Raw genomic sequence first — 24267 nt, forward strand, 5'->3', positions numbered from 1 at the left:
CCCGCATCACGGTGTCGATGGAAAGGCTCCGATGTCTAGGCTCAAGTTTTCACGCAACAACCTCTTGAAACATCACAGCTAATCCGCCCTACGTGATTTAGATGAATACCGGCTGCAAAAGATGGCTGCTAGGCAAGTTGCTAATAAGCCAGCTATACTCTTTCGATGTCCTCTCCATTGCTCTTCGTTACCGCCTGCCTGATCTGGGGCTCCACGTTCTTCGCCATCACCTTGCAACTGGGCGATGTCGCGCCGGCCGTCTCGGTGGCCTATCGCTTCGGCCTGTCCGCCGCCGTGCTGTTCGCCTGGTGCGCCGCGCGCGGCGACAAACTCATGCTGCCCTGGCGCGCCCAGCGCTGGCTGATGCTGCAGGGCGCCGCCACCTTCGCCCTCAGCTATATCTGCACCTATACCTCCGAGCAATATCTGGTGTCCGGCCTGGTCGCCGTGCTGTTCGCGCTGATGGTGTTCTGGAGCCCCATCCTCAACCGCATCGCCTTCGGCACGCCCGTCAGCTGGCGCACCTGGAACGCCGGCGCCGTCGCCATCGCCGGCGTGGCGCTGCTGTTCTTCCACTCGATCCAGGGCGCCTGGGGCGAGATCCTGCGCGGCGGCGAGGGCCATTTCCTGCTCGGCCTGCTATTGGCGTTGGCGGCCACCATCGCCAGCACGGTCGGCAACCTGATCGTCGTCAAGGTGCGCGCCGAGTCGTCCAACGTGCTGCTGACGATGGCGTGGTCGATGATGTGGGGCAGCCTGCTGGTGGCCGCCTGGGTGCTCGCCAGCGGCCAGGCGTTCACCTTGTCGAGCGAACCGAAGTACTGGGCCGGCCTGCTGTACCTGTCGCTGTTCGGCTCGGTGATCGCGTTCGCCGCCTATTTCACCCTGATCCACCGCATCGGCTCGGACAAGGCCGTCTATATCACCGTCGTCACGCCGGTGATCTCGGTGTTGTTGTCGATCCAGCTCGAACACTACAGCCCGGGGCCGCTGGAATGGGCCGGCATGGTATTGTGCTTATCGAGCGTCGCCTGGGCCCTCAAATCCGATTCCCCTGTCATAAAAGAAAGTGTAGAAGCAGCCTGATGAACACCTCCGACCTGACCATCCGCCCGGCCGAGCCGGCCGACGTCTCCGCCATTTTCGGCATGATTTTCGAGCTGGCCGTGTTCGAGAAACTGGAACACATGGTCGTGGCCAACGAGGCCATGCTGCACGAGAGCCTGTTCGGCGACAAGCCCGGCTGCGAGGCGCTGGTCGGCGAGGCCAACGGCGAGGTCGTCACTTTCGCGCTGTTCTTCCACAATTTCTCCACCTTCCTGTGCAAGAAGGGGCTGTACCTGGAGGACTTGTACGTCAAGCAAGCCTGCCGCGGCAGGGGCTACGGCAAGCAGATGCTGGTGGCGCTGGCGCGCCTGGCGGTCGAGCGTGACTGCGGCCGCTTCGAGTGGTCGGTGCTGGACTGGAACACCAACGCCATCAAGCTCTACGAGGGCATGGGCGCGACCGTCATGCCGGAGTGGCGCATCTGCCGCGTCACCGGCGAGGCGCTGACGGAGCTGTCGGCGCAGGCGTAAAAAAAAATCCCACGACGCGGAAAACCGCTCGTGGGAAGAACCCGGTGTCAGTGGGAGGGAGATTGAATCAACGAGTCCACTATAGCCGCGCCGCCGGCCACTTGCCTCCCACCTTACAAAACCTTACCCGTCTTCAAGTCTGCTTACATTTGCTTTACAAAAATGCGTAGCTTGATTTAGCGAAAGATTTTCCGCCGGAATCAAGACCGTTGCGGCCGGGCGCGGCCCGCCAGCCGCTCCAGCAACTCGAACACGGCCTGCGTCAGCAGCGCCAGCACCGCCGCCGGGATCGCCCCGGCCAACAGCATATCGTTGTCGTTCAGCGCCAAGCCGATGGTGATGCGCTCGCCATAGCCGCCGGCGCCGATGAAGGCGGCGATGGTCGCCGTGCCCACGCTCATCACCGCCGCCGTCTTGACCCCGGCCAGGATCACCGGCAGCGCCAGCGGCAGCTCGACCAGCCACATGCGCTGCGACGGCCGCAGGCCCAGCGCCAGCGCCGCCATCCGCAGCCCGGCGGGGACTTGTAACAAGCCGGTGCAGGTGTTGCGCACGATCGGCAGCAGCGCGTAGACCACCAGCGCCACCAGCGCCGGCACGGTGCCGATGCGCCCCAGCAAGGGGATCAGCAGCGCCAGCAAGGCCAGCGACGGCACGGTTTGCAGCACGCCCGTCAATCCCAGCACCAGTTGCCGCAGACGCGGGAACACGGCCGCCATCACGCCCAGCGGAACGCCGATCACGCATGCCATCGCCACCGCGAACAGCACCAGCGTGAGGTGCTGGCGCGTCAGCGGCCACAGATTGCGGTCGAAGATCTTGGCCAGCAGGCCGTCGCGCGCCGCCGGTTTGACGGCGGCGGCGGCCTGCCCGGTGGCGCTGGCGCCGTGCGCCGCCAGCCAGTCGCGCGCCACGTCGGCGAAGCTCTTGCCGTCGATTTCGGCGGCGGCGTTCATGGCGATCATGTCGTCGGCGCCGATGCGCCCTTCCAGCTGGCCGATCGCCTTCCACGCGGCGGGAAAGCGCCGCGCCGCGTCGCGCCGGTACAGCAGCACCGCGTCGTAGCGCGGGAAATAGGCACGGTCGTCGTCCAGCACCCGCAGGCCGTACTGCTTTATCTTGGCGTCGGTCGAATAGATGTCGATGACGTCGACCTGGCGCTGCATCAGGGCCTCGTAGGCGATGCCGTGGTCCAGTCCTTCCGGCCGCTGCCTCAAGCCGTAGCGCGCGGCCAGTCCCGGCCAGCCGTCGGCGCGGCCGATGAATTCATGCGACAGCCCGAAACGCAGCTGGTCGCGCGCGGCCAGGTCGCTCAGCTTGCGCACGCCCTCGGCATCGCCGCGCGTCGCCAGCGCGTAGGTATTGTTAAAGCCCAGCGGCACCGCCACGCCGAGCCCCATCGGCGCCAGCTCGCGCCGTATCTGCGCCAGCGGCGTGGCCTGCGTGTGCTTGAGTATCTCGAGGTCGATGGTGCCCAGGTATTCGGGATAGACGTCGATGCGCCCCGCCTGCAGCGCCGCCAGCACGATGGCCGTGTTGCCCAGCCCTTGCATGTGGACTACCCGGGCGTGCGGCGCGGCCGTTTGCGTCAGTACTTCGCCGAGGATGTAGGATTCGGTGAAACGCTTGGAGCCGACGTGCAGCGTGTCGTCGCTGGCCGCGCCCACCGTCGCGCTCCACAGCAGGGCCGAGAACAAGGCGACAAGGCGCGACGGATTCAAAACAAACATGGAGTTCCTGTGGCATGAGATGACATCCGGGTAATGTAACCGAAAGCCCTCCCGCCGCAGCGGTTTTTCGTCAACCGGCCGCGCTAGACCGCCGGCGCGCGCAAAGTGCCCGCGTTGACCACGCCCACGCAGGGATTCATGCCGATGGCGTACGACAGGTCGGCCGGGCGGGCGATGCGCCACAGCGCGAAGTCGGCGCGCTTGCCCGCCTCCAGCGTACCGATCAGCGCCTGCCGCCGCAGCGCGCGCGCGGCGTGCGCCGTGCAGCCGGCCAGCGCCTCGAGCGGCGTCAGTCGCCACAGGGTGCAAGCCATGTTCATCGCCAGCAGCAGGGAGGTCATCGGCGAGGTGCCCGGATTGCAGTCGGTGGCCACGGCCATCGGCACGCCGGCGGCGCGCAACGCGGCCACCGGCGGCGGCGTGGTGTCGCGCAGGAAGTAATAGGCGCCCGGCAGCAGCACCGCCACCGTGCCGGCGGCGGCCATCGCGGCGATGCCGTCGTCGGTCAGGTGTTCCAGATGGTCGGCGGACAGGCCGCCATGGCGCGCCACCAGCTGCGCGCCGCGCTGGTCGGACAACTGCTCCGCGTGCAGCTTGACCGGCAAGCCGTGCTCCCGCGCCGCCTGGAACACGCGCTCGGTCTGGTCGTGCGAAAAGCCGATCCGCTCGCAGAAGGCGTCGACGGCGTCGACCAGCCCCTCGCGCGCCAGCGGCGCGATCATCGCGCACACCTCGGCGATGTAATCGTCGGCGCGGCCGGCGAACTCCGGCGGCAAAGCGTGCGCGCCCAGGAAGGTGGTGGCGACATCGACCGGATAATCGCGGCCGAGGCGGCGCGCCACGCGCAGCATCTTGGCCTCCGATTCCAGGGTCAGGCCGTAGCCGGATTTGATTTCGAGCGTGGTCACGCCTTCGGCCAGCAGGCTGCGCACGCGCGGCAGGCTTTGCGCCAGCAGCTCGTCCTCCGAGGCGGCGCGGGTGGCGCGCACGGTGGACATGATGCCGCCGCCGGCGCGGGAGATGTCCTCGTAGGTGGTGCCGTTGAGCCGCGCCTCGAATTCGTCGCTGCGGTTGCCGGCGTGGACGATGTGGGTGTGGCAGTCGATCAGGCCGGGCGTCAGCCAACAACCGTCGCCGTCATGCACGGCCGCCGCCCGCGCGTCGGCCGGCAGCGCCGCCGCAGGCCCCAGCCATGCGATGCGGCCGTCCTTGACGGCGATGGCGGCATCGCGGATTTCGCCGTAGCCCCCGGCCATGGTGGCCAGGTGCACATTGGTAAACAAGACATCCCACACGGTCATGCGCAACCCTAGTTATTAATGATATCGACCACGAACACGGTCGCCTGCGCCGCCTCCAGGCTCCAGGCCTGTTCGGATTCGATCACCAGCATGTCGTAGCGCACCATGGCGATGCGTTCGCGCGCGCTGCTGACGGACAGGCTCTCGCCGTCGGCCAGGAACAGCAAGGTGGTGCTGGCGCGGCGGTTCAGCTCCAGCGTGCCGCGCACCGCGCACACTTCGAGCCGGTGGCGGCAGCGGCCGCGCCGCGTCATGACGTTGAAGTCGGTGGTGTTGGCGCCGGTGACGGTGGCGTGCACCGTGTCCTCGCCGGCGAACTCGATCAGCGGCTCGCTGGGGCTGAGCACCACGCGCTCGTCGCCGAAATCGAGCAGCACGCCGTCGCCGTCGACCAGCGCCAGCGTGCGGTCGATGCCGGGAAAGACCGAGAAGGGGCCGTCCTGGGTGATGGTCGCCAGGCTGGCGCGCCAATCGAAATCGTCGAAACCGGCGCCGGGGGGAGAGACGGCGATTTCGGTGGTGCTGCCGCCGCCGTTTTTCCACGGGGCCGGCATCAGGCTTGCATACTGGATCAGCTGGGTCATCGGAACTCCCTCAGTTCGGCCATCGTCTGCTTGAAGCGCGCAGCGATCGCCTGCTGCGCCACGTGCTGCTGGTTGCGTACTACCCACTGGCCGCCGACCATGACGTCCTTGACCAGATTGTCGTTGCCGCTGAAGACGAAGCTGCCGAGCACCTCGTCCAGCGCCAAGCCGTACAGGTTCGGGTGATCGTCATCGAGCACGATCACGTCGGCGCGGCGGCCCGGCGCCAGCGCGCCCACCGGCCGTCCCGCCGCCTGCGCGCCGCCGCGCAAGGCGCCCTGCCATAAAAAGTCGCCGACCTGGCGCTCGCTGGGCGACACCGCGATATTGCGCCGCTGGTGCTGCAGGCGCTGGCCGTATTCCAGCCAGCGCAGCTCCTCCACCGGGCTTTGCGAAATATGGCTGTCGCTGCCGATGCCGAAGCGCCCGCCCGCCGCCAGGAACTGCTCCAGCGGGAACAGGCCGTCGCCCAGGTTCGCCTCGGTGGTCAGGCACAGGCCGGCCACCGCGCCGCTGCCCGCCATGCGGTCGACCTCGTCGCGCGTCAGGTGGGTGGCGTGCACCAGGCACCAGCGCTGGTCGACGTCGACATGGTCGAGCAGCCACTCGACCGGGCGGCGCCCGCTCCAGTCCAGCGACTGCCGCACCTCCTGCTGCTGCTCGGCGATGTGGATGTGCACCGGACGGTCTTGCGGCAAGGCCGCCAGCACCGCGTTGATCTGCGCCACCGACGCCGCGCGCAGCGAATGCGGCGCCACGCCGACCTCGGTTTGCGCGTCGCGCAACGGTTCCAGCGCCTCGATCACCCGCAGCACGTCCTGGACATCGGTCTTGAAGCGCTGCTGTTCGGGTTTCAAGGCGCTTTCGCCAAAGCCGGAATAACTATACAACACCGGCAGCATCGTCACGCCGATTCCGGTCAACCGTGCGGCCGCTATCACCCGCTCGGCCGTTTCGGCCGGGCGCGGATACATGGCGCCGTCCGGCGCCCGTTGCACATAGTGGAATTCGCACAGCGACGTGTAGCCGTGGCGCAGACACTCGGAAAACAGCTGGGCGGCGATGGCCTCGATGTGGGCCGGCGTGATGTTGCGGGCGAAGCGGTACATCAGGTCGCGCCAGGTCCAGAAGCTGTCCTGGGCGCCGCCGGCCACGTACTGGCCGGCCTTCTCGGTGCGCCCGCCCAGCGCCCGCTGGAAGCTGTGCGAATGCAGGTTGATCATGCCCGGCAGCGCATATTCGACGGTCTCGGTCCCCTCGCCGGCCGCCGCGCCGGCGCGCACCGCCGTGATGGCGCCGGCCGCGTCCCATTCGATCAGCACATCGCCGCGCCATCCCTCGGGCAGCAGCGCATGGCGGGCAAATAGCGTGCTCATCCGCGCACCCAGTCGGCGGCGGCGCGCGTCATCTCGCGCAGCAGGCCCCGCACCTGGTCGGCGCGGTCCGGCCGGTAGCCGTACGGCGCCTGCTCGTCCATGTACGTCGATTGGCACATCTCCAGCTGGATCGCGTGCACGCTGGCATCCGGCTTGCCGTAGAAGCGCGTGATATGCCCGCCCTTGAAGCGGCCGTTGACGGCCACGCTGTAGCGTTCCTGCGCCAGCGCGCGCGCCACCACCGCCTCGCTTAACCCCGGCGCGCAGGAAGCGCCGTCGGCGGTGCCGAAGTTCAGGTCGGGCAGCTTGCCCTCGAAAAAGCGCGGCACGTGCGAGGCGATCGAATGCGCGTCCCACAGCACCACCGCGCCGTGCAGCGCCAGCAGCCGGTCCAGCTCCGCCCGCAGGCGCTCGTGATACGGCTTCCAGTACAGCCGCAGACGGCGCTCGACCTCCGCCTGGTCCGGCACGCGGCCCTCCAGGTACAGCGGCTCGCGGTGAAAGGTGTCGACCGGGCACAGACCGGTCGTGTCCTGCCCCGGATACAGGTTGGTGTTCTCCGGCGGCCGGTTCAAATCGATCACGTAGCGCGACCAGCGCGCCGACAAGGTCGACGCCCCCATCTCGCCAAGGAAATCGTACAGCCGCGCCAGATGCCAGTCGGTGTCCTGCTTGTCGAAGGCGGCCGGCGTCATCGCCGCCGCGACATCGTCGGGGATATCGGTGCCCACGTGCGGCATCGACACCAGCAAGGGAATGCTGCCTGCGTTGAACTGATACTCCATGGCGCCCCCGGTTATGGATGCAGCGATGTGAACAGATCCTTGCACGACGCGCTCAACTCGCCGCGCATGACCATGCCCTTGGCGGCCTCGATATCCGGCGCGAAGAAGCGGTCGGCGTCGTAGACCGGCACCTTGCCGCGCAGCTGAGCATGCACATGCTCCAGATGCGGCGAGGTGGTCAGCGGACGGTGGAAATCGATCCCCTGCGCCGCCGCCAGCAGCTCGATACCGATGATCACCGCCGTATTTTGCGCCATGTCGTCCAGACGGCGCGCCGCGTACGTCGCCATGCTGACGTGGTCCTCCTGGTTGGCCGAGGTCGGGATGGTGTCGACGCTGCCCGGATGGGCCAGCGACTTGTTCTCCGACGCCAGCGCGGCGGCCGTCACGTGGGCGATCATGAAGCCCGAATTCAGGCCCGGCTCGCGCACCAAGAACGGCGGCAGGCCGGACAAGGTGGCGTCGATCAGCAGCGCGATGCGGCGCTCGGAAATGCTGCCGATTTCGGCGATCGCCAGCGCCAGCGTGTCGGCGGCGAAGGCCACCGGCTCGGCGTGGAAGTTACCGCCCGAGACCACCACCGACAGCTCGCCGTCCTTGAACAGCAGCGGATTGTCGGTCACGGCGTTGGCCTCGATCAGCAGGGTGCGGGCGGCGTTGCCGATGATGTCCCAGCAGGCGCCCATGACCTGCGGCTGGCAGCGCAGGCAGTACGGGTCCTGCACCCGTTCGTCGCCGACCAGGTGCGAGGCGCGGATCGCGCTGTCGCTCACCAGTTGGCGGTAGATCGACGCGGCGGCGATCTGGCCCGGCTGGCCGCGCACCTCGTGCACGCGGGCGTCGAACGGCGCATCGCTGCCCTTGGCGGCGTCCAGCGACAGCGCGCCGGAGACCATGCCCGCCTCCAGCAACCGCTCGGCCATGAACAGGCCGTGCAGCGCCAGCGCGGCCGACACCTGGGTGCCGTTGATCAGCGCCAGGCCCTCCTTGGCGGCCAGCACCACCGGCGCGATGCCGGCGGCCTTGAGCGCCTCGGCGGCCGGCGTGATCTCGCCGTTGAAGCGCACGTCGCCCACGCCCAGCATGGCCAGGGTCATGTGCGACAAAGGCGCCAGGTCGCCCGAGGCGCCGACCGAGCCCTTGGCCGGAATGGCCGGCATGATGCCGGCGTTGTACAGCGCGATCAGGGTTTCGATGATCAGCGGGCGCACGCCGGAATAGCCGCGCGCCAGGCTGCCGATCTTCATCAGCATGATCAGGCGGCAGACGGCGTCCGACAGCAGCTCGCCGGTGCCGACCGAATGCGACAGGATCAGGTTGCGCTGCAGCTGTTCCAGCTTGTCGTCCGGGATGCGGGTCTTGGCCAGCAGGCCGAAACCGGTGTTGATGCCATAGGCGGCGTCGCCCTTGGCGACGATGGCGCGCACGGCGGCGGCCGACGCTTCGATCACCGGCCAGGCTTCGGCGGCCAGCGCCAGCGGGGCGGCGGCGGTCCAGACGGCGCGCAGTTCGGACAGCGTCATCGCGCCCGGTTTCAAGGTCAATGCGGTGGTGGTCATGTAGGTTCTCTATTTACTTAATCATGGGCAGATTGAGGCCGTTGCGCTTGGCGCAGGCGACCGCCGTCTCGTAGCCGGCGTCGGCGTGGCGCATCACGCCGGTGCCGCTGTCGTTGACCAGCACCCGCGCCAGGCGGCGGGCGGCGGCGTCGGTGCCGTCGGCCACGATCACCACGCCGGAGTGCTGCGAGTAACCCATGCCGACCCCGCCGCCGTGGTGCAGCGAGACCCAGGTCGCGCCACCGGCGGTGTTGAGCAGGGCGTTCAGCAGCGGCCAGTCGGAGACGGCGTCGGTGCCGTCCTTCATGCTCTCGGTCTCGCGATTGGGGCTGGCGACGGAGCCGGTGTCGAGGTGGTCGCGGCCGATGACGACCGGCGCTTTGAGCTCGCCGCTGCGCACCATCTCGTTGAAGGCCAGGCCGGCGATGTGACGCTCGCCCAGTCCCAGCCAGCAGATGCGCGCCGGCAGGCCCTGGAAGGCGATGCGCTCGCGCGCCATGTCCAGCCAGCGGTGCACCTGCGCGTGGTGCGGGAACAGCTCCTTGATCTTGGCGTCGGTCTTGTAGATGTCCTCCGGGTCGCCGGACAGCGCCACCCAGCGGAACGGACCGCGCCCCTCGCAGAACTGCGGCCGGATATAGGCCGGCACGAAGCCGGGGAAATCGAAGGCGTTTTGCACGCCGTGGTCGAACGCCACCTGGCGGATATTATTACCGTAGTCGACCACCTTGGCGCCCAGCGCCTGGAAGTCCAGCATCGCCTGCACGTGCACCGCGCACGAGGCGGTGGCCGCGTCCTTGAGCGCCGCGTGGCGCGCCTCGTCGTGCTGCGCCGCCTTCCATTGCTCCACGCTCCAGCCTTGCGGCAGGTAGCCGTTGATCAGGTCATGGGCGGAAGTCTGGTCGGTGACGATGTCCGGCACCACGCCGCCGGCCTTGGCGCGGCGCACCAGCTCCGGCAACACGTCGGCGGCGTTGCCCAGCAGGCCGATGGAAATGGCGTCGCCGTTGGCCTTGTGCAGTTTGATCAGCTCCAGCGCCTCGTCGATGCTCTGCGCCTGCTTGTCCAGATAACGGGTGCGCAGGCGGAAGTCGATGCTGCTTTGCTGGCACTCGACGGTCAGCGACACGGCGCCGGCCATCGTCGCCGCCAGCGGCTGCGCGCCGCCCATGCCGCCCAGGCCCGCGGTCAGCACCCAGCGGCCTTTGAGGTCGCCGCCGAAATGCTGGCGTCCCGCCTCGGCGAAGGTCTCGTAGGTGCCCTGCACGATGCCCTGGGTGCCGATGTAGATCCAGCTGCCGGCGGTCATCTGGCCGTACATGAACAGGCCCTTGCGGTCCAGTTCATTGAAATGCTCCCAGTTGGCCCACTTCGGCACCAGGTTGGAATTGGCGATCAGCACGCGCGGCGCGTCCTCGTGGGTCTGGAACACGCCGACCGGCTTGCCGGACTGGATCAGCAGGGTTTGATTGTCTTCCAGCTCGCGCAGCGATGCCAGGATCTGGTCGTAGCACTCCCAGTTGCGGGCGGCGCGGCCGATGCCGCCGTAGACCACCAGGTGCTTGGGATTTTCCGCCACCTCCTTGTCCAGATTGTTCTGGATCATGCGGTAGGCCGCCTCGGCGCCCCAGTTCTTGCAGGTCATTTGCGAACCGCGCGGCGCGCGGATGTCGCGGCTGGCGTCAAAACGGGGATCGTGCTCCAGATGGGTGCTACCGCTGGCTGGGGTGGACATGGTATCTCGCTCCTTGAATAAGTGAGACCGATGGCGCGCGAACCGTCGCGCGCCATCAGCGCATTCTCGAAGGATAAGTTGTCTATACAACTAAGTCAACCTTTTTTGCGCCCCCCCCCCTGCCCCCTTGCCGCCGCTCCCGCAGTGCTTCAGTCGTGGGTCTGCACGTCCAGGTACACGAGCGTCTGGTTGAGCAGCTGGTAGGCCACCTCGCCGAACGTCACGGGACCGCTCAGGTCGCCCGTCTTGCGGCCCTGCAACTCGCCGTACAGATAGTTGAGGATGCAGTTGCAGCTGAACTCCACGTCGCCGTGCCCGCCTTTGGCTAGCGCCTCGAACTCGTGCACATAGTCGCCAACGGGCGCCGCCTGACGATACTCGATTCCGGCGAACACCGGCGCATAGAAATGCACGGTGCGGCCGTCCTGGTCGATGCCCTGGAACGAGGTGTTGATCTGCGCGCCGTTGTAGTCGGCCACCAGCGGCAGCTTCAGGTCGAGCTTACGGGACGCCATGTAGTCGGCCAGCACGGTCTCCTCGCCGTTGACGAAACACGTCGACGCGCTAAAGCCGGTGGCGCCAAAGGTGATGACGTCGCCGTCCGGATTTTGCTTGAACAGGTTCAGGATATGCACCACCGCCATCTGCTGCTCCGGCAAGGCCACGTGCAAGGCCACCGCCTCGTCCCCGCGCAGCGCGCCGTCGGCGCCGTTGACCACCTTGGCGGCGGCGCTGTCGATGTCGGCCAGGTGGACGCCGGCGATCCAGCCGACGATCGGCTTCATGAACATGTCGTCGTAGTCCCGGCCATGGTTGGCGTACTCGGTGTGCACGGCGCTCTTGGCCGGGATGATGACCACCGTGTAGCCGTTGGCCGGGGCGTCGGTGGCGATGTTTTTAATGGTGTCGAGCGTGTAGGTCTTGAGCGTGGTGGTGGCGGCGCTGGCGTGCGTCAGCTCGGTGGCGAACAGCTTGTCGCGCGTTTCGGTGCCGCCGTCGTCGGCGATGAAATACGGGATGGTGCCGGCGATCCAGCTCCCCTTGGGCAGCCGCGCCAGCAGGGCTTCATCACCGGCCAGGGCGAGGACTTTTCCCGCGTTGATCAATGCCGTCGCTTCCTCGACAGTCAGCAGAGTAGATGTTTTCATGGCTTCCTTTTATTTCGAAATGATGGCGATTTCTTTTGCCAGAACGCGCTCGTATTTGACGAAAAACCCATGGAGTTCCGCCACCGTCTTTTCCAGTTCTCCGGGCGGCTGCGCGGTCGCGAACCGAGTCACCGCGCGTTTAAGAAACATCTGCAAACCAAAATTGTCGGTCTTCAATTCAAGCTTGCCGGTGACAATGTCTTTCCACTTTCGATTGCTTTTATCGAGCATGTCGCTCCCCCTGAGATATAGATGCCGGCGACGGTGCGGTCGCCAGTCCGGACGGCCCGATGACTTCGCCTCATCTTGATGCCGTATGGAAATGGTAAAAAATAGGGGGTGAAAAACATTTGATCTACATCAAAATGGACCTGAAGCGTTCGAGTTAGCCGCGCCGCGCGCAACACGTTGTTAAGGATGAATAATTGAATTTCCGGCCAGTGTGGCCGCGCCGCGCGTCACTTCTTGTACACGCGCTTGCCGCCCATCCAGGTCTGCAGCACCACGGTCTTGCCGATCTGCTCGGGCGGCACCTTGAACACATCGCGGTCGACCAGGATGAAATCGGCCCACTTGCCCGGCTCCAGCGAGCCGATGACGTTCTCCTGGTGGGCCGCGTAGGCCGCGTCCAAGGTGAAGCAGCGGAACGCCTCGTTGAGCGTCATCGCCTGGTTCTTGTACCAGCCGCCGGCCGGCACGCCGGCGTTGTTCTGGCGCGTGACGGCCGCGTGCAGGCCCTCGAACGGATTGGGCGACTCCACCGGGAAGTCCGAGCCGCAGGCGATCTTCGAGCCCTGCTCCAAAAAGGTGCGCCAGGCGTAGGCGCCCTTGATGCGCTCGTGGCCGACGCGGTGCTCGGCCATGTTCTGGTCCGACGTCGCGTGCGTCGGCTGCATCGACGGGATCACCCCCAGCGTCTTGAAACGGGGGATGTCTTCCGGCGCCACCACCTGCGCGTGCTCGATGCGGTGGCGCAGCTGCACGTTGTTATATTTGGGGATCAGCTGCGCGTAGGCGTCGAGGATCTGGCGGTTGCCGGCGTCGCCGATGGCGTGGATGTTGACCTGGTAGCCGGCCTTCATGGCCTTGTTCATCTTGGCCAGCATCTCGTCGTTCGGGTGGAACAGCAGGCCCTTGGTCGACGGCATGTCGCTGTACGGCGACAGCAGCGCCGCGCCACGGCTGCCCAGCGCGCCGTCGGCGTACAGCTTGACCGCCGCCAGCGCGTAGACGTCGTTGGCGTAGGACTTGAGCGGGCCTTCCTTGGCCAGCTCGTCGAAGTCGGCGCCGGTGTCGCCGATCATCGCGTACACGCGCGTGGTCAGCTTGCCGTGGTCGGCGTAGTCGCGGTACAAATCGTCCTGCGCCACCTTGATGCCGGCGTCGTGCACGCTCGTCAGGCCCACCTTGGCCAGCGCCGCCAGCGCGCTGTCGAGCGTGCCGCGCGCCTGGGCCGGGGTCGGCAGCGGCACCACCTTGTTGACCAGCTCCATGGCGCTGTCGACCAGCACCCCGGTCGGCTTGCCGCCGGCGTCGCGCTCGATCTTGCCGCCGGCCGGATCGGGCGTGTCCTTGGTGATGCCGGCCATCTCCAGCGCCTTGGTGTTGACCCAGGTGGCGTGGGCGTCGACCCGGTGCAGCAGCACCGGGCGGTCGTTGACCACCGCGTCGAGCTCGGCGGCGGTGGGGAAGCGGCCCAGCTTCCACGCCTCCTGGTTCCAGCCGTAGCCGATGATCCAGGCGTTTTTGGGGTGGGTCCGGCCGAACTCGGCCACCGCGCGCACGGCGCCGCCCAAGGTCGTCGGGCTGAACAGGTCGACGCCGGAGGCGATCTCGCCCAGCTCGAACACGTGGCCGTGGGCGTCGATCAGCCCCGGCAGCAGCGTCTTGCCCTGGGCGTCGACGTGCTGCGCGTCCGGCAGCCGGGCCGCCGTGTCCTTTTCGCCGCCCACCACCACCACCCGCCCCAGATCGTCGAAGCCCAGCGACGTGAAGCGCTGCAGCGTGCCCGCCGCCGTCAGCGTGTAGCCGTTGGCGTGGTCGATGATGGTGTCGGCCTGCGCCGGCATCAGGGGGGCGGACAGGGCGATCGCCATCGCCGCCGCCAGCGGGGAACGTTGCAAAGGGGTGGTGCGCATCAAATCTCTCCATTCGGAAGCAAGATCAGAGTGTAACCAAGTTTGCGCCGGGGTCAATCGAACTTGCGTCGGGTGTCGGGGTTTTGCACGCGGGGGCCATGGCGGGAAGGGTACAATGGCGGATTCGCCGCTCTCAGAACGCCACACGTGTCCAGCCGCCTACTCTATCTCCGCCTGCTCAGGCAGTTCCGCCCCTACGCCGGGATCGTCGTCGTCACCTTGTTGGCGGTCGGCGTGGCGGCGGCCACCGACGTGCTGCTGATCAATCAGCTGAAAAACGTGATCGACGCGCTGGCGCCGTCGCACGGCATGGCCGGCGTCCAGGCCCCCGTCACCGGCCTGCTGGCCAAGGCGCGCGACGTCCTCGCCCCCCTGCTGCCGAGCGACCCGGCGCGCGTGGCGCTGTGGACCATCCCGGCGGTGATCCTCGGCCTGGCGGTGATGCGCATGTTCTCCAGCTTTGTCGGCGAATACGGCGCCGCGTGGCTCAGCAGCCGGGTCCAGGCCAACCTGCGCGAGCAGATGTTCGCCCGCATCATGCGCCTGCCGAACGGCTTTTTCGACCTCTCCTCGACCGGCACCACGCTCTCGCGCGTGGCGTTCGACGCCGCCCAGGTGGCGCAGGCGGTGCTCAACGTCGTCAACATCGCCGTGCGCGACTCGGTGGCCACGATCGGCTACCTGGCCACGCTGTTCATCACCGACTGGCAACTGGCGCTGTTCTGCCTGGGTCTGCTGCCGCTGGTGGCGGCCATCGTCACCTTCACCGGGCGCCGCATGCGCCACCTGAGCAAAAGCGCGCAGGCGGCCATGGGCGAGCTGACCAATGTGCTCGACGAGAGCATCAGCGGCCAGCGGGTGGTGAAGATCTTCGGCGGCCAGAACTACGAGCAGACCCGCTTCGACAGCGTGGTCAAGACCAACCGCCAGCTGGCCGTCAAGCATGCGGCGACGTCGGCGCTCAACTCGGGCATCATCATGCTGCTGATCGGGATCACGCTGTCGTCGGTGATCTATTTCGCGCTGATCCGCAGCCAGGCCGGCGCGCTGTCGCCGGGCGACTTCGTCACCTTCATGTCGGCGCTGATGGCGATGCAGTCGCCGATCAAGAGCCTGACCAAGATTAACGAACCGGTGCAGCGCGGCCTGGCCGCCGCCGAATCGGTGTTCGGCCTGATCGACACCGAGACCGAAGCCGACACCGGCACCAGGACGCTGGCGCGCGCCGAGGGCCGCCTGCAATTGGAGGAAGTCAGTTTCCACTACCGCGGCGCCGACGGCAAGCCGCTGTCGCCCGATGCCCGGCCCGCGCTCGACCGCGTCTCGCTCGACATCGCCGCCGGCGAGACGGTGGCCCTGGTGGGCAGCTCCGGCAGCGGCAAGACCACGCTGGCCGGCCTGCTGCCGCGCTTCTACGACGTCAGCTCGGGCGCCATCCGGCTCGATGGCGTCGACCTGCGCGAGTACACGCTGGCGTCGCTGCGCCAGCAGATCGCGCTGGTGAGCCAGGACGTGGTGCTGTTCAACGACACGCTGGCGGCCAACATCGCCTATGGCGACCCGGCGCCGTCGATGGCGCGCATCGAGGCGGCCGCGCGCGCCGCGCACGCCCATGAATTCATCGAGCGCCAGCCCGGCGGCTACCTGGCGCCGGTGGGCGAGAACGGTTTGCGCCTGTCCGGCGGCCAGCGCCAGCGCCTGGCCATCGCCCGCGCGCTGTACAAGGACGCGCCGATCCTGATCCTCGACGAGGCCACCAGCGCGCTCGACACCGAATCGGAGCGGCTGGTGCAGTCGGCGCTGGAGGTGTTGATGCAGGGCCGCACCACGGTGGTCATCGCGCACCGCCTGTCGACCATCGAGAACGCCGACCGCATCGTGGTGCTCGACGGCGGCCGCATCGCCGAAGCGGGCAGCCACGCGGCGCTGCTGGCGCACAACGGCATTTATTCGCGCCTCTATCAAACGCAAAAAAGCGTGCAGGCGGCTTAAAGCAGGCGCAGCGTCTGCTGCAGCTCGTCGAGCGCCGCCGGTTTGACCAGGTGGAAGTCGAAGCCGGCGGCGGCGGTCTTCTCGCGGTCCTGGGCCGAACCGAAGCCGGTGTGCGCGATCAGCCGGATGCGCGACAGCGCCGAATCGGCGCGCAGCATGCGCGCCAGCGCGTAGCCGTCGACGTGCGGCATGCCGATGTCGAGGATCATCGCGTGCGGCTCGAACGCGCGCGCGCTGGCCATCGCCGACGCCGCGTCATGCGCCAGCCGCACCTCGTAGCCCAGCAACTTGAGCAGGTCGCCCAGCACCTCGCCCGAATCGACGTTGTCGTCGACCACCAGCAGCCGGTTGAGCCCCGTCACCACCGGCACGCCGCCGCCCGCCGGCGCGGGGGCGGCCGGCTCGGCGCCGGGCGCGGCCAGCACCGGCAGTTCGATGACGAAGCTGCTGCCCTGGTCGGTGCCGGCGCTTTCGGCGTACACCGTGCCGCCGTGCATCTGCACCATCTTCGACACCAGCGACAGGCCGATGCCCAGGCCGTCGTGCGCGCGGTCGTGCGCCGACGCGCCCTGCGCGAACATGTCGAAGATGCGCGGCAGGTTCTCGGTCGAGATGCCGATGCCGTTGTCGCGCACCGCGATGCGCACGCGGTCCGGCGCCGGCGACGTCACCTCCAGCCGGATCGCGCCGCCCACCACGGTGAACTTGGCCGCGTTGTGCAGCAGGTTGCCCACCGCCTGCGCCAGCCGCACCGGGTCGCCGTGCAGGCGGATCGGATGCGGCGGCGCCACCACCGTCAGCGTGTGCCCGCGCGACTCCATCAGCGGCCGCGCCGTCTCCAGCGCCGGCTCGAGCACCGAGCGCAGCTCCAGGTCCTCCAGCCGCAGCGCCAGCTTGCCCTCCGAGATGCGGGCCACGTCCAGCAGATCGTCCACCAGCCGCGCCAGATGGCCGACCTGGCGCATGATCACCTGGCGCGCCTTGCGGTGCACCTCGACCTCGCTGGCGTCGGCCACGCCCATCAGCGCTACCGCGTTGCGGATCGGGCTTAGGGGGTTGCGCAGCTCGTGCGCCAGGGTCGCCAGGAAATCGTTCTTGTTGTCGTCGGCCGCGCGCAGCAGCCCCTCCATGGTCTTGCGCTGGGTGATGTCGCTGCTGATGCGGGCGATGCGGTACGGCGTGTGGCCGGCGTCGCGCACCTGGAAGGCGCGGTCGCGCACCCAGCGCAGCGTGCCGTCGGCCAGCAGCAGCCGGTATTCCTCGTCATAGTGCTCGCCGCGCCGCAGCGCCTCCCAGCGGGCCGAGACGGCGATGCGGTCGTCGGCGTGGATGGCGTTGAGCCAGTCGCCGGTGTTGTGCTGCAGCTGCGCCGCCGCCCGCCCCCAGAAGGAGTCGTAGGCGTTGTTCACGTACAGCAGCGCGCGGCTTTGCAGGTCGAACATCCAGAACACGTCCTCGATGTTTTCGGTCAGCTGGCGGAAGCGCTCCTCGCTGTTGCGCAGCTCCGTCTGGGTGCGCTGCAGGCGCAGCAGCGCGTTGACGTTGGCCACCAGCTCGTCGGCCTCGATCGGCGCCGCCAGGTAGTTGTCGGCGCCGCCCTCGAGCCCGCGGATCTTGTCGTCGCGCCCGGTCAGCGCGGCCGACGTCTGCAGCACCAGCACGCCGGCCGTCAGCGGATCGTCCTTGATGCGGCGGCACACCTCGATGCCGTTGATGTCGGGCAGTTTGACGTCCAGCAGCACCAGCGCCGGCAGCATCTGGCGCGCCATGGCCAGGCCGTCGGTGCCGTTGGCCGCCTCCACCACCTTGAAACCGGCGCCCTGCAGGATGCGCGTTTTGACGTAGCGCGCGCCGTCGTTGTCGTCGACGTTGAGGATCAATATGCTGTCATTGCTCATGGCTTTGTCTTTCATGGCGCGCCCTCGGCCCGGCGCGGCAAATGCAGGGAAAAAGTCGACCCGGCGCCGGGCGCGCTGGCCACCTCGACCGAGCCGCCCAGCAGCTGCGCCAACTGGCGGCACAGTGGCAGGCCCAGGCCCGTTCCCTTGGCGCCGGCCTGCAGCGGGTGGGCGATCTGGCTGAATTCCTCGAAGATCAGTTGCAGGTTGTCGGCCTCGATGCCGATGCCGGTGTCGCTGACGGCGAAGGTGACGTGTTCGCCGCCGTCGTCCTCGAACGCCACCGCCACCTGGCCGGCCTCGGTGAATTTGAGCGCGTTGGAGATGAAGTTGCGCAGGATCTGCGCCACCTTGGCCTCGTCGGACCACAGCGGCGGCGGCGCCGGCGGCGTGACGAACACCAGCTCCACCCCGGGATTGCGCGTGAGCGGCCGCAGCATGCCCTTGAGGGTGCTGAACAGATTGTCGATGTCGACCGGCGCGATCGTCAGCTCGACCTTGCCGGCCTCGATCTTGGCCAGGTCCAGCAGGTCGTTGACCAGCTCCGACAGATCGTGGGCGGCGCTGGCGATGAAGCCGACCTGGCGCTCCTGCTCCGGCGTCAGGTCGCCGTCCATGCGGTCGAGCAGCAGCTTGGCCAGCGCCCGGATCGAGCTCAAAGGCGTGCGCAGCTCGTGGCTGGTGTTCGACAGGAAGCGCGACTTCATCTCGTCGGCCTTGCGCAGGCGCTCGGCCTTCTCCTCGATCTCGGCGTACAGCGCGACCACGCCGCGGTTGGTGTCCTCCAGCTCGTGCGTCAGCGACAGCAGGTCGTCCTGGCGCTCGCGCAGCTCGGCCAGCGCGGCGCCCAGCTCGCGGTTTTGCTGCTGCATCTCCGAATAGGTGTTTTGCACCGGGCTGGCCGCCAGCTCGGCGCCGATGCGCTGCAGGCGCGCGGCGTCGACGCGCTGGCCGGCCGGCAGGTCCTTGCGCATGACCACCGTCAGGCCGCCGCCGGCCGACTGCTCGACCACGCAATCGTCCATCAGCCGCTGGGCGGTCAGGATGGCGTTGTCGAACTGCGCCGCCGCCGACTCGCCCTCGCCGCCGGCGGCCGGCACCGGCGGCGGCGCCGACGCCGGCCGCGCCTCGGCGCGGATCGACACGGTCAGCCGCGCCACCGCGCCGCCCTGGTCGAGCGCGAACTGGCCGCGCCCGCCCGACAGGCGGCCGTAGGCGCAGCGCGCCACCTCCGACACCGCCGTCGCCACCCGCACCTGGTCCTGCACGCCAAAGCCGAGCAGGCCGGAGATCTGGCGCGCGCGCTGGCGCACCAGCACCACGTCCGGTTCGCTGTCGATGCCGACCTGGATAATGCGGGTGATGGACATCAGCGCTCCTCGGGACAGCGTTGCACCAGCACGCAGGCGTCGTCGCGCCCGCGCGCGAAATCGCGCAGCAGCACCGCCGCCACGATGGCCGGGTCGCAGGCGGCCAGGCCGGGATACTGCGCCAGGTCCCACTGGGTGCCGATGCCGTCGCTGGCCAGGATCACCAGCGCGCCCGGTGGGCACGGCAGCGCGAACTCCTGCACCTTGCGCATGTTGTGGCCGACGATGCCGTTGTGCGACATCATCTGGCGCCGCGTGTCGCCGTCGATCACGCAGGCGCCGATGTTGCCCACGCCGGCGAAATACAGCTGGCGCGCCGGCAGGTCCAGCAGCGCCAGCGCCTGCGCCGCGCCGCGCGTCGGCCGCAGCGCCGCGTGGCACACCTCGATCTGCGCGGCCGGCCGCATGCCCGGCTGCAGCGCCACCGCGTCGACGGCGGCGCGGGCCGCCTTGGCCGCCTCCGGCCCGTGTCCCAGGCCGTCGACCACCATCAGCGCGATGGCGTGCTGCTGGCGCGCCACCAGCCAGGCGTCGCCGCTCTCGGTCTCGCCGCCCAGCGGCAGGCAGACCGCGCCCGATCCCGCGCGCGCGGCCGGCCGCGGCTCGGCCGCGCCGGCCCACAGCCGCATGCAAAACGCCGCGCCCTTGCCCGGATGGGCGTAGACGTCGAATTCATCGGCCAGGCGGCGCATCGCCCCCAGGCCGGTGCCGGCCGTGCCGGCGCTCGAGACGCCGTCGCGCAGCGCCTGGCCCAGGTTGGCGATGCCGGGCCCCTTGTCGAAGGCCAGCACCTCGACGCCGGCGCGCCCGCCGCTGAACACCGGCGCGAGCGCGATGCGGCCCTCGCCGGCGTGCTTGAGGATGTTGGTGGCGGCCTCGCTGATGACGATCGCCACCTGGCCGCTGCGCACATCGTCGAAGCCGGCGTCCTGCGCCATGCGCTGGCCGTAACGGCGGACGGTGGCGATGTCGCTCGGGTGCACAATCGAAATCCACTGCTGGCCGTCGAAGGAACTGGCTATTTTTTCCATTTGACGATGGCGACCGCGGTGCCCTCTCCGCTGCGTGAATCGATGTCGAATTCGTCGACGAGGCGTTTGGCGCCGCCCAGGCCCAGGCCCAGGCCGCCGCCGCTGGTGTAACCGTCGCGCAGCGCCTGCGCCACGTCGGCGATGCCGGGGCCGTCGTCGGCGAACACCAGCCGCAGGCCGTTGCGCACGCCGTCCGACAACTTCTGGGCGACCACCACGCCGCCGCCGCCGTACTTGATGGTGTTGCGCGCCAGTTCGCTGGCGGCGGTCACCAGCTTGGTCTGCTCGACCAGGCTCAATTTGAGTTCGAGCGCGTGCTCGCGCACCACCTTGCGCACGCCGACGACGTGCTCGTCGGTGCGCAGCGGCAGCAGCACGCTGGCGCGCACCAGCTTGTCCGCTTCCAGCAACGGCGAGGCGAAGCGCACCGGCTGCGCTGGCGACGCAGCGTTCATTGATAACTCTTGCCGAGCAGCGCCATGCCCTTTTCGACATTGAGCGCGGTTTTCACGCCCGGCAAGGTCAGGCCCAGCTCGACGAGCGTGATCGCCACGGCCGGCTGCATGCCCACCAGCACGGTCTGGGCGTCGAGCACGCGCGCCATCGCCGCCGTGTTGCTGATCATGCGGCCGATGAAGGAATCGACCAGGTCGAGCGCGGAGATATCGATCAACACGCCCTTGGCCTGGTCCTTGACGATGCGCTCGGTCAGGTCGTCCTGCAAGGTCATCGCCAGGCGGTCATGCATGTCGACCTGGATCGTCACCAGCAGCAGGTCGCCGATGCGCAGAATGGGAATGCGGTCCATCGCCGGCTCAGGCTTTGCGGCTGATGGTCGAGCCCACCCGCGCCAGCGCCACGATGAAGGCGTCGGCCAGGGTCGCCTTGGTGACCACGTCGTCCAGGTTCACGCCCAGGTGGACGATGGTTTGGGCGATCTGCGGGCGGATGCCGCTGATGATGCAGTCGGCGCCCATCAGGCGGGCCGCGGCGATGGTCTTCATCAGGTGCTGGGCCACCAGCGTGTCGACGGTGGGCACGCCGGTGATGTCGATGATGGCGATGGCGGCGCCGGTTTCGACGATCTTCTCGAGCAGGCTCTCCATCACCACCTGGGTGCGGGCGCTGTCGAGGGTGCCGATCAGCGGCAGCGCCAGGATGTCGGTCCACAGCTTGACGACCGGCGTCGACAACTCCAGCAGCTCCTGCTGCTGGCGCACGATGATCTGGTCGCGCGAGCGCTGGAACACTTCGATGGTGAACAGGCCCAGTTTGTCGAGCAACGCGCTGACGTTCCACAGCGCCTCGGCCAGCAGCTCCGGCTCGGCCGCCAGCGACTGGCGCAGGCTGGTGAACAGCGACTGCTTGAGCGAGAACACGAACGTGGCCGTCTCGCTCGGCGTCGAGCCCTGCTTGGCGCGCTGGCCGGAGATCTCGGTCAGCTGGTCGCGCACCTCGTCCCAGGCGCGGCCCTCGATGCTGTCGAAGCCGCCGTTCAGCGTGGCCTCCGGCAGCAGCGCCAGCAACTGGCGGCAATGGCGCCGCAATTGTTCCTGCGCGGCGCCGTCGCTGCGGAAGGCCAGGCTCTCCAGATTGGTGATCCAGTCGGCGCCGATGTCGGCCTGGTGCTGTTGGATCAGGGCGCTGATACGGCGTGCGTTATCGTTGGTGGTCATCAAATCCCCAGAATGAGAGCGTGCAAATTAAATAGCGGTAAGAAATAGTATCAATGATTGCGGCTTTTCCGATGTTCAATTGACCACACGCGCGCGCCGCGCAGGCAGCATAACAGGGGGAATGACGTTACGGAGGGGAAACCGAAGAAATATTCTATTCAGGCGGCGTCGTGGAAAATGACGCCGAGGGTATGGCGCAGCGGCCCCGGGCCGGCGCCGGCCGGCGCGCGCAGGCGGCTCACGCCATGCCGCATGGCAACCCGATAGACGCCGCGCGCGCCTTGCGCCGGCCGGTGGTTGACGGGGAAGATGACCATGTCGCCGCGCCGCAGCGGCACCACCTCCACCCGCGACTGCATGCGCGGGCGCTGCTCGGTGAGCACGAATTCGCCGCCGTCGAAGTCGGTTCCCGGTTCGCTCAGCAAAATCGCCGCCTGCAGCGGGAACACGTGCTCGCCATATAAATCCTGGTGCAGGCAGTTGTAGTCGCCGGCGCCGTATTGCAACAGCAGCGGCGTCGGGCGGTTCTGGCCGGCGGCGTGGCAACGGGCCAAAAAGTCGGCGTGGTCGGGCGGGAAGCGCGCCTCGATGTCGAGCAGCTCGTGCCAGCGGTTGGCGATCGCGGCCAGCGGGCCGTACAGCGCCTGGCGCAGCGCCGAGATCATCGACGGCAGCGGATAGCGGAAATACTGGTATTCGCCACTGCCAAAGCCGTGTTGCGCCATCACGACGCGGCTGCGGAACAAAGCCGGTTGCGCGTACTGCGCGGCCATGGCGACGCTTTCGTCGGCGGTCAGCATGCCGGGCACGATGGCGTAGCCGTGGGCGTTGAGCTCGTCGGCGATGGCTTGCCAGTCCAGCCCCGCCACGTGGGCGGCGATGCCGGCCGCCGCGCCCAGCGCGCGGCGCGCGTTGGCCAGCGCCTGCGCGCGGGTGGCGGCATCGGCGGCATCGGCCGTGCCGGCGGCGGACGGCGCCGCTTCGGCGCCCTCGCCGCCCGCCGGCCCGGCTTGCGGGGCGGGCTTGGTGGGCCTGGCCGGCGCCACCGGCGCCGTCTTGCGCGGCTGGCGCGGCGGCGCGGCGGCGCCGAAATCGAACTCGCCATTGCTAGTCATTGCCCGGCCTTTCCCGGTCCAGCAGCGCCGCCTTGCGGTCCACGCCCCAGCGATAGCCGGAAATCGAGCCATCGTTGCGCACCACCCGGTGGCACGGAATCGCCACCGCCAGCGCGTTGGCGGCGCAGGCGCCGGCCACCGCGCGCGCGCCCTTGGGCAAGCCGACCAGCTGCGCCAGTTCGGCGTAGCTGACCGTGCGCCCGGCGGGAATCGCTTGCAACGCCTGCCACACGCGCCGCTGGAAGGCCGTTCCGCGCACGTCCAGCGGCAGGTCGAGGCCGAGCTCCGGCCGCTCCACCATGCCCACCACGCGCGAGACCACCTGTTCGTATTCGGCCTCGGCGCCGATCAGTTCCGCCTTCGGAAAGCGGTCCTGCAGGTCGCGCACCAGGAAATCGGGATCGTCGTCGATCAGGATCGCGCAGATGCCCTGCGCGGTGCTGGCCACCAGAATCGCCCCCAGCGAACAGGCGCCGATGGCGAAGCGGATCACGGCGCCGGCGCCGCCGGCGCGGAAGGCGCTCGGCGTCATGCCCAGCACCGCCGGCGAGCTGGCGTAAAAACGGCCGCTGGAATTGAAGCCGGCGTCGTAGATCGCCTCGGTGACTGTCGCCTGCCGCGCCAGGCCGGCCTGCACGCGCCGCGCGCGCCGCGCCTGCGCATACGCTTTCGGCGTGATTCCGGTGACCGCCTTGAACACGCGGTGGAAATGGAAGCGGCTCACGCCGACGGCGGCGGCCAGCGTGTCGAGGTCGGGCGCCTCGTCGGCCGCGTCGATCAGGCGGCAGGCCTCGGCCACCAGCGCGGCCTGGCGCTCGGCCAGCGGCGGCTGCTCGGGCTTGCAGCGCAGGCAGGGGCGGAAGCCGGCCCGCAGCGCCTCCTCGCGGCTGTCGTGGAACGCCACGTTCTTGCGCAGGGCCGGACGGGCGCCGCACGACGGCCGGCAAAACACGCCGGTACTGCGCACCGAATACCAGAACACGCCGTCGGCGCCGGCGTCGCGCCGCCGCACGGCGTCCCAGCGCGCCTGCTCGCCGGCATAGGGGCCGGCTTGGCCGGCGCTGTCGTTTATTGAGTTGTCCATCGCGGACTCCATCGTTGAATTGGAATGATGCCATGCTAGCGGGCGGCGGATCGCGGCACACTCCGGGTCTTGCTTTTGAATCGTTGCTTTTGAATTCTTGCTTTTGAATCGAGGCTTTTGGATTGTACCCCTGTCCGATGCTAAAATGCCCGCTCTGCCGCCTGCGGA

The 24267-nt window shown here is 68.4% G+C and carries 21 protein-coding genes; 3 read left to right on the top strand and 18 right to left on the bottom strand.

Features of this window, described 5'->3' with window-relative positions; translation table 11 throughout:
• The first annotated feature begins 165 nt into the window (after positions 1–165).
• Together JOD97_RS26845 and JOD97_RS26850 are read left to right on the top strand one after the other, a co-directional pair.
• Positions 166–1086 carry a DMT family transporter gene (locus tag JOD97_RS26845; protein WP_209725393.1) on the top strand — a complete coding sequence of 307 codons (921 nt, stop codon included), beginning with the start codon at positions 166–168 and terminating at the stop codon, positions 1084–1086.
• On the top strand, positions 1086–1577 hold the full coding sequence (locus JOD97_RS26850; protein WP_209725394.1) for a GNAT family N-acetyltransferase: 492 nt from the start codon (positions 1086–1088) through the stop codon (positions 1575–1577). Before JOD97_RS26845 ends, JOD97_RS26850 begins: the two co-directional genes overlap by 1 nt.
• Before the next feature lie 200 nt (positions 1578–1777).
• Here JOD97_RS26850 and JOD97_RS26855 read toward each other — a convergent pair whose 3' ends face one another.
• The 10 genes from JOD97_RS26855 to JOD97_RS26900 form a co-directional block, all read right to left on the bottom strand.
• A complete protein-coding gene (locus JOD97_RS26855; RefSeq protein WP_209725396.1) occupies positions 1778–3307 on the bottom strand; it encodes a glycine betaine ABC transporter substrate-binding protein in 1530 nt (509 codons plus the stop codon).
• Positions 3308–3390: 83 nt separating this feature from the next.
• Entirely contained in the window at positions 3391–4608 is a 1218-nt protein-coding gene (hutI, locus tag JOD97_RS26860) for an imidazolonepropionase (RefSeq protein WP_209725398.1), read from the bottom strand.
• A gap of 8 nt (positions 4609–4616) precedes the next feature.
• Positions 4617–5192 (bottom strand): HutD family protein, encoded by a 576-nt coding sequence (locus tag JOD97_RS26865; RefSeq protein WP_209725400.1) that lies wholly within the window; start codon positions 5190–5192, stop codon positions 4617–4619.
• Positions 5189–6568 (bottom strand): formimidoylglutamate deiminase, encoded by a 1380-nt coding sequence (locus tag JOD97_RS26870; RefSeq protein WP_209725402.1) that lies wholly within the window; start codon positions 6566–6568, stop codon positions 5189–5191. Before JOD97_RS26870 ends, JOD97_RS26865 begins: the two co-directional genes overlap by 4 nt.
• Positions 6565–7353 (bottom strand): N-formylglutamate deformylase, encoded by a 789-nt coding sequence (gene hutG, locus JOD97_RS26875; RefSeq protein ID WP_209725404.1) that lies wholly within the window; start codon positions 7351–7353, stop codon positions 6565–6567. The genes JOD97_RS26870 and hutG overlap by 4 nt, the downstream gene beginning before the upstream one ends.
• A gap of 11 nt (positions 7354–7364) precedes the next feature.
• Positions 7365–8912: a histidine ammonia-lyase gene (gene hutH, locus JOD97_RS26880; RefSeq protein ID WP_209725406.1), complete on the bottom strand. Its 1548-nt coding sequence runs from the start codon at positions 8910–8912 to the stop codon at positions 7365–7367.
• Positions 8913–8925: 13 nt separating this feature from the next.
• Positions 8926–10647, bottom strand: a complete 1722-nt coding sequence (gene hutU, locus JOD97_RS26885) for a urocanate hydratase (RefSeq protein WP_209725408.1) — start codon at positions 10645–10647, stop codon at positions 8926–8928.
• 149 nt (positions 10648–10796) lie between these two features.
• Positions 10797–11795, bottom strand: a complete 999-nt coding sequence (locus JOD97_RS26890) for a hypothetical protein (protein WP_209725410.1) — start codon at positions 11793–11795, stop codon at positions 10797–10799.
• 9 nt (positions 11796–11804) lie between these two features.
• A complete protein-coding gene (locus JOD97_RS26895; RefSeq protein WP_209725412.1) occupies positions 11805–12026 on the bottom strand; it encodes a hypothetical protein in 222 nt (73 codons plus the stop codon).
• Between the two features lie 227 nt (positions 12027–12253).
• The gene (locus tag JOD97_RS26900) at positions 12254–13933 is read right to left on the bottom strand and encodes an amidohydrolase (protein WP_209725414.1); all 1680 of its coding nucleotides are present in this window, start codon (positions 13931–13933) and stop codon (positions 12254–12256) included.
• Between the two features lie 147 nt (positions 13934–14080).
• On the opposite strand from JOD97_RS26900, the gene msbA reads away from it, so the two are divergent.
• On the top strand, positions 14081–15925 hold the full coding sequence (gene msbA / locus JOD97_RS26905) for a lipid A export permease/ATP-binding protein MsbA (protein WP_209725416.1): 1845 nt from the start codon (positions 14081–14083) through the stop codon (positions 15923–15925).
• Here msbA and JOD97_RS26910 read toward each other — a convergent pair.
• The 8 genes from JOD97_RS26910 to ada all read right to left on the bottom strand — a co-directional run bounded on the left by JOD97_RS26910 (position 15922) and on the right by ada (position 24099).
• Complete coding sequence (locus JOD97_RS26910) at positions 15922–17838, bottom strand: response regulator (RefSeq protein ID WP_229264757.1); 1917 nt, start codon at positions 17836–17838, stop codon at positions 15922–15924. The genes msbA and JOD97_RS26910 overlap by 4 nt on opposite strands.
• The gene (locus JOD97_RS26915; protein ID WP_209725418.1) at positions 17835–19193 is read right to left on the bottom strand and encodes a sensor histidine kinase; all 1359 of its coding nucleotides are present in this window, start codon (positions 19191–19193) and stop codon (positions 17835–17837) included. Before JOD97_RS26915 ends, JOD97_RS26910 begins: the two co-directional genes overlap by 4 nt.
• The gene (locus JOD97_RS26920; protein WP_209725420.1) at positions 19193–20224 is read right to left on the bottom strand and encodes an anti-sigma regulatory factor; all 1032 of its coding nucleotides are present in this window, start codon (positions 20222–20224) and stop codon (positions 19193–19195) included. Before JOD97_RS26920 ends, JOD97_RS26915 begins: the two co-directional genes overlap by 1 nt.
• A complete protein-coding gene (locus JOD97_RS26925; RefSeq protein WP_209725422.1) occupies positions 20212–20679 on the bottom strand; it encodes an anti-sigma regulatory factor in 468 nt (155 codons plus the stop codon). Before JOD97_RS26925 ends, JOD97_RS26920 begins: the two co-directional genes overlap by 13 nt.
• Positions 20676–21032 carry an STAS domain-containing protein gene (locus JOD97_RS26930; RefSeq protein WP_209725424.1) on the bottom strand — a complete coding sequence of 119 codons (357 nt, stop codon included), beginning with the start codon at positions 21030–21032 and terminating at the stop codon, positions 20676–20678. Before JOD97_RS26930 ends, JOD97_RS26925 begins: the two co-directional genes overlap by 4 nt.
• Positions 21033–21039: 7 nt before the next feature.
• Positions 21040–21900 carry an STAS domain-containing protein gene (locus JOD97_RS26935; RefSeq protein ID WP_209725426.1) on the bottom strand — a complete coding sequence of 287 codons (861 nt, stop codon included), beginning with the start codon at positions 21898–21900 and terminating at the stop codon, positions 21040–21042.
• 158 nt (positions 21901–22058) lie between these two features.
• On the bottom strand, positions 22059–23015 hold the full coding sequence (locus tag JOD97_RS26940; protein WP_229264758.1) for a 2OG-Fe(II) oxygenase: 957 nt from the start codon (positions 23013–23015) through the stop codon (positions 22059–22061).
• Positions 23008–24099 (bottom strand): bifunctional DNA-binding transcriptional regulator/O6-methylguanine-DNA methyltransferase Ada, encoded by a 1092-nt coding sequence (ada, locus tag JOD97_RS26945; protein WP_229264759.1) that lies wholly within the window; start codon positions 24097–24099, stop codon positions 23008–23010. Before ada ends, JOD97_RS26940 begins: the two co-directional genes overlap by 8 nt.
• Positions 24100–24267 lie beyond the last annotated feature (168 nt).

The organism is Duganella sp. 1411, from assembly GCF_017833525.1.
Classification (GTDB): Bacteria; Pseudomonadota; Gammaproteobacteria; order Burkholderiales; family Burkholderiaceae_D; genus Rugamonas.

Excerpts from the sequence above, each read along its gene's own strand:
- hutI (WP_209725398.1), bottom strand. The coding sequence starts at position 4,608 with ATGACCGTGTGGGATGTCTTGTTTACCAATGTGCACCTGGCCACCATG.
- JOD97_RS26870 (WP_209725402.1), bottom strand. The coding sequence starts at position 6,568 with ATGAGCACGCTATTTGCCCGCCATGCGCTGCTGCCCGAGGGATGGCGC.
- JOD97_RS26935 (WP_209725426.1), bottom strand. The coding sequence starts at position 21,900 with ATGACCACCAACGATAACGCACGCCGTATCAGCGCCCTGATCCAACAG.
- JOD97_RS26920 (WP_209725420.1), bottom strand. The coding sequence starts at position 20,224 with ATGGAAAAAATAGCCAGTTCCTTCGACGGCCAGCAGTGGATTTCGATT.
- JOD97_RS26855 (WP_209725396.1), bottom strand. The coding sequence starts at position 3,307 with ATGTTTGTTTTGAATCCGTCGCGCCTTGTCGCCTTGTTCTCGGCCCTG.
- hutG (WP_209725404.1), bottom strand. The coding sequence starts at position 7,353 with ATGGAGTATCAGTTCAACGCAGGCAGCATTCCCTTGCTGGTGTCGATG.
- JOD97_RS26930 (WP_209725424.1), bottom strand. The coding sequence starts at position 21,032 with ATGGACCGCATTCCCATTCTGCGCATCGGCGACCTGCTGCTGGTGACG.
- JOD97_RS26910 (WP_229264757.1), bottom strand. The coding sequence starts at position 17,838 with ATGAAAGACAAAGCCATGAGCAATGACAGCATATTGATCCTCAACGTC.
- JOD97_RS26900 (WP_209725414.1), bottom strand. The coding sequence starts at position 13,933 with ATGCGCACCACCCCTTTGCAACGTTCCCCGCTGGCGGCGGCGATGGCG.
- JOD97_RS26915 (WP_209725418.1), bottom strand. The coding sequence starts at position 19,193 with ATGTCCATCACCCGCATTATCCAGGTCGGCATCGACAGCGAACCGGAC.
- JOD97_RS26925 (WP_209725422.1), bottom strand. The coding sequence starts at position 20,679 with ATGAACGCTGCGTCGCCAGCGCAGCCGGTGCGCTTCGCCTCGCCGTTG.
- ada (WP_229264759.1), bottom strand. The coding sequence starts at position 24,099 with ATGGACAACTCAATAAACGACAGCGCCGGCCAAGCCGGCCCCTATGCC.
- JOD97_RS26940 (WP_229264758.1), bottom strand. The coding sequence starts at position 23,015 with ATGACTAGCAATGGCGAGTTCGATTTCGGCGCCGCCGCGCCGCCGCGC.
- JOD97_RS26845 (WP_209725393.1), top strand. The coding sequence starts at position 166 with ATGTCCTCTCCATTGCTCTTCGTTACCGCCTGCCTGATCTGGGGCTCC.
- hutH (WP_209725406.1), bottom strand. The coding sequence starts at position 8,912 with ATGACCACCACCGCATTGACCTTGAAACCGGGCGCGATGACGCTGTCC.
- hutU (WP_209725408.1), bottom strand. The coding sequence starts at position 10,647 with ATGTCCACCCCAGCCAGCGGTAGCACCCATCTGGAGCACGATCCCCGT.
- JOD97_RS26850 (WP_209725394.1), top strand. The coding sequence starts at position 1,086 with ATGAACACCTCCGACCTGACCATCCGCCCGGCCGAGCCGGCCGACGTC.
- JOD97_RS26895 (WP_209725412.1), bottom strand. The coding sequence starts at position 12,026 with ATGCTCGATAAAAGCAATCGAAAGTGGAAAGACATTGTCACCGGCAAG.
- JOD97_RS26890 (WP_209725410.1), bottom strand. The coding sequence starts at position 11,795 with ATGAAAACATCTACTCTGCTGACTGTCGAGGAAGCGACGGCATTGATC.
- JOD97_RS26865 (WP_209725400.1), bottom strand. The coding sequence starts at position 5,192 with ATGACCCAGCTGATCCAGTATGCAAGCCTGATGCCGGCCCCGTGGAAA.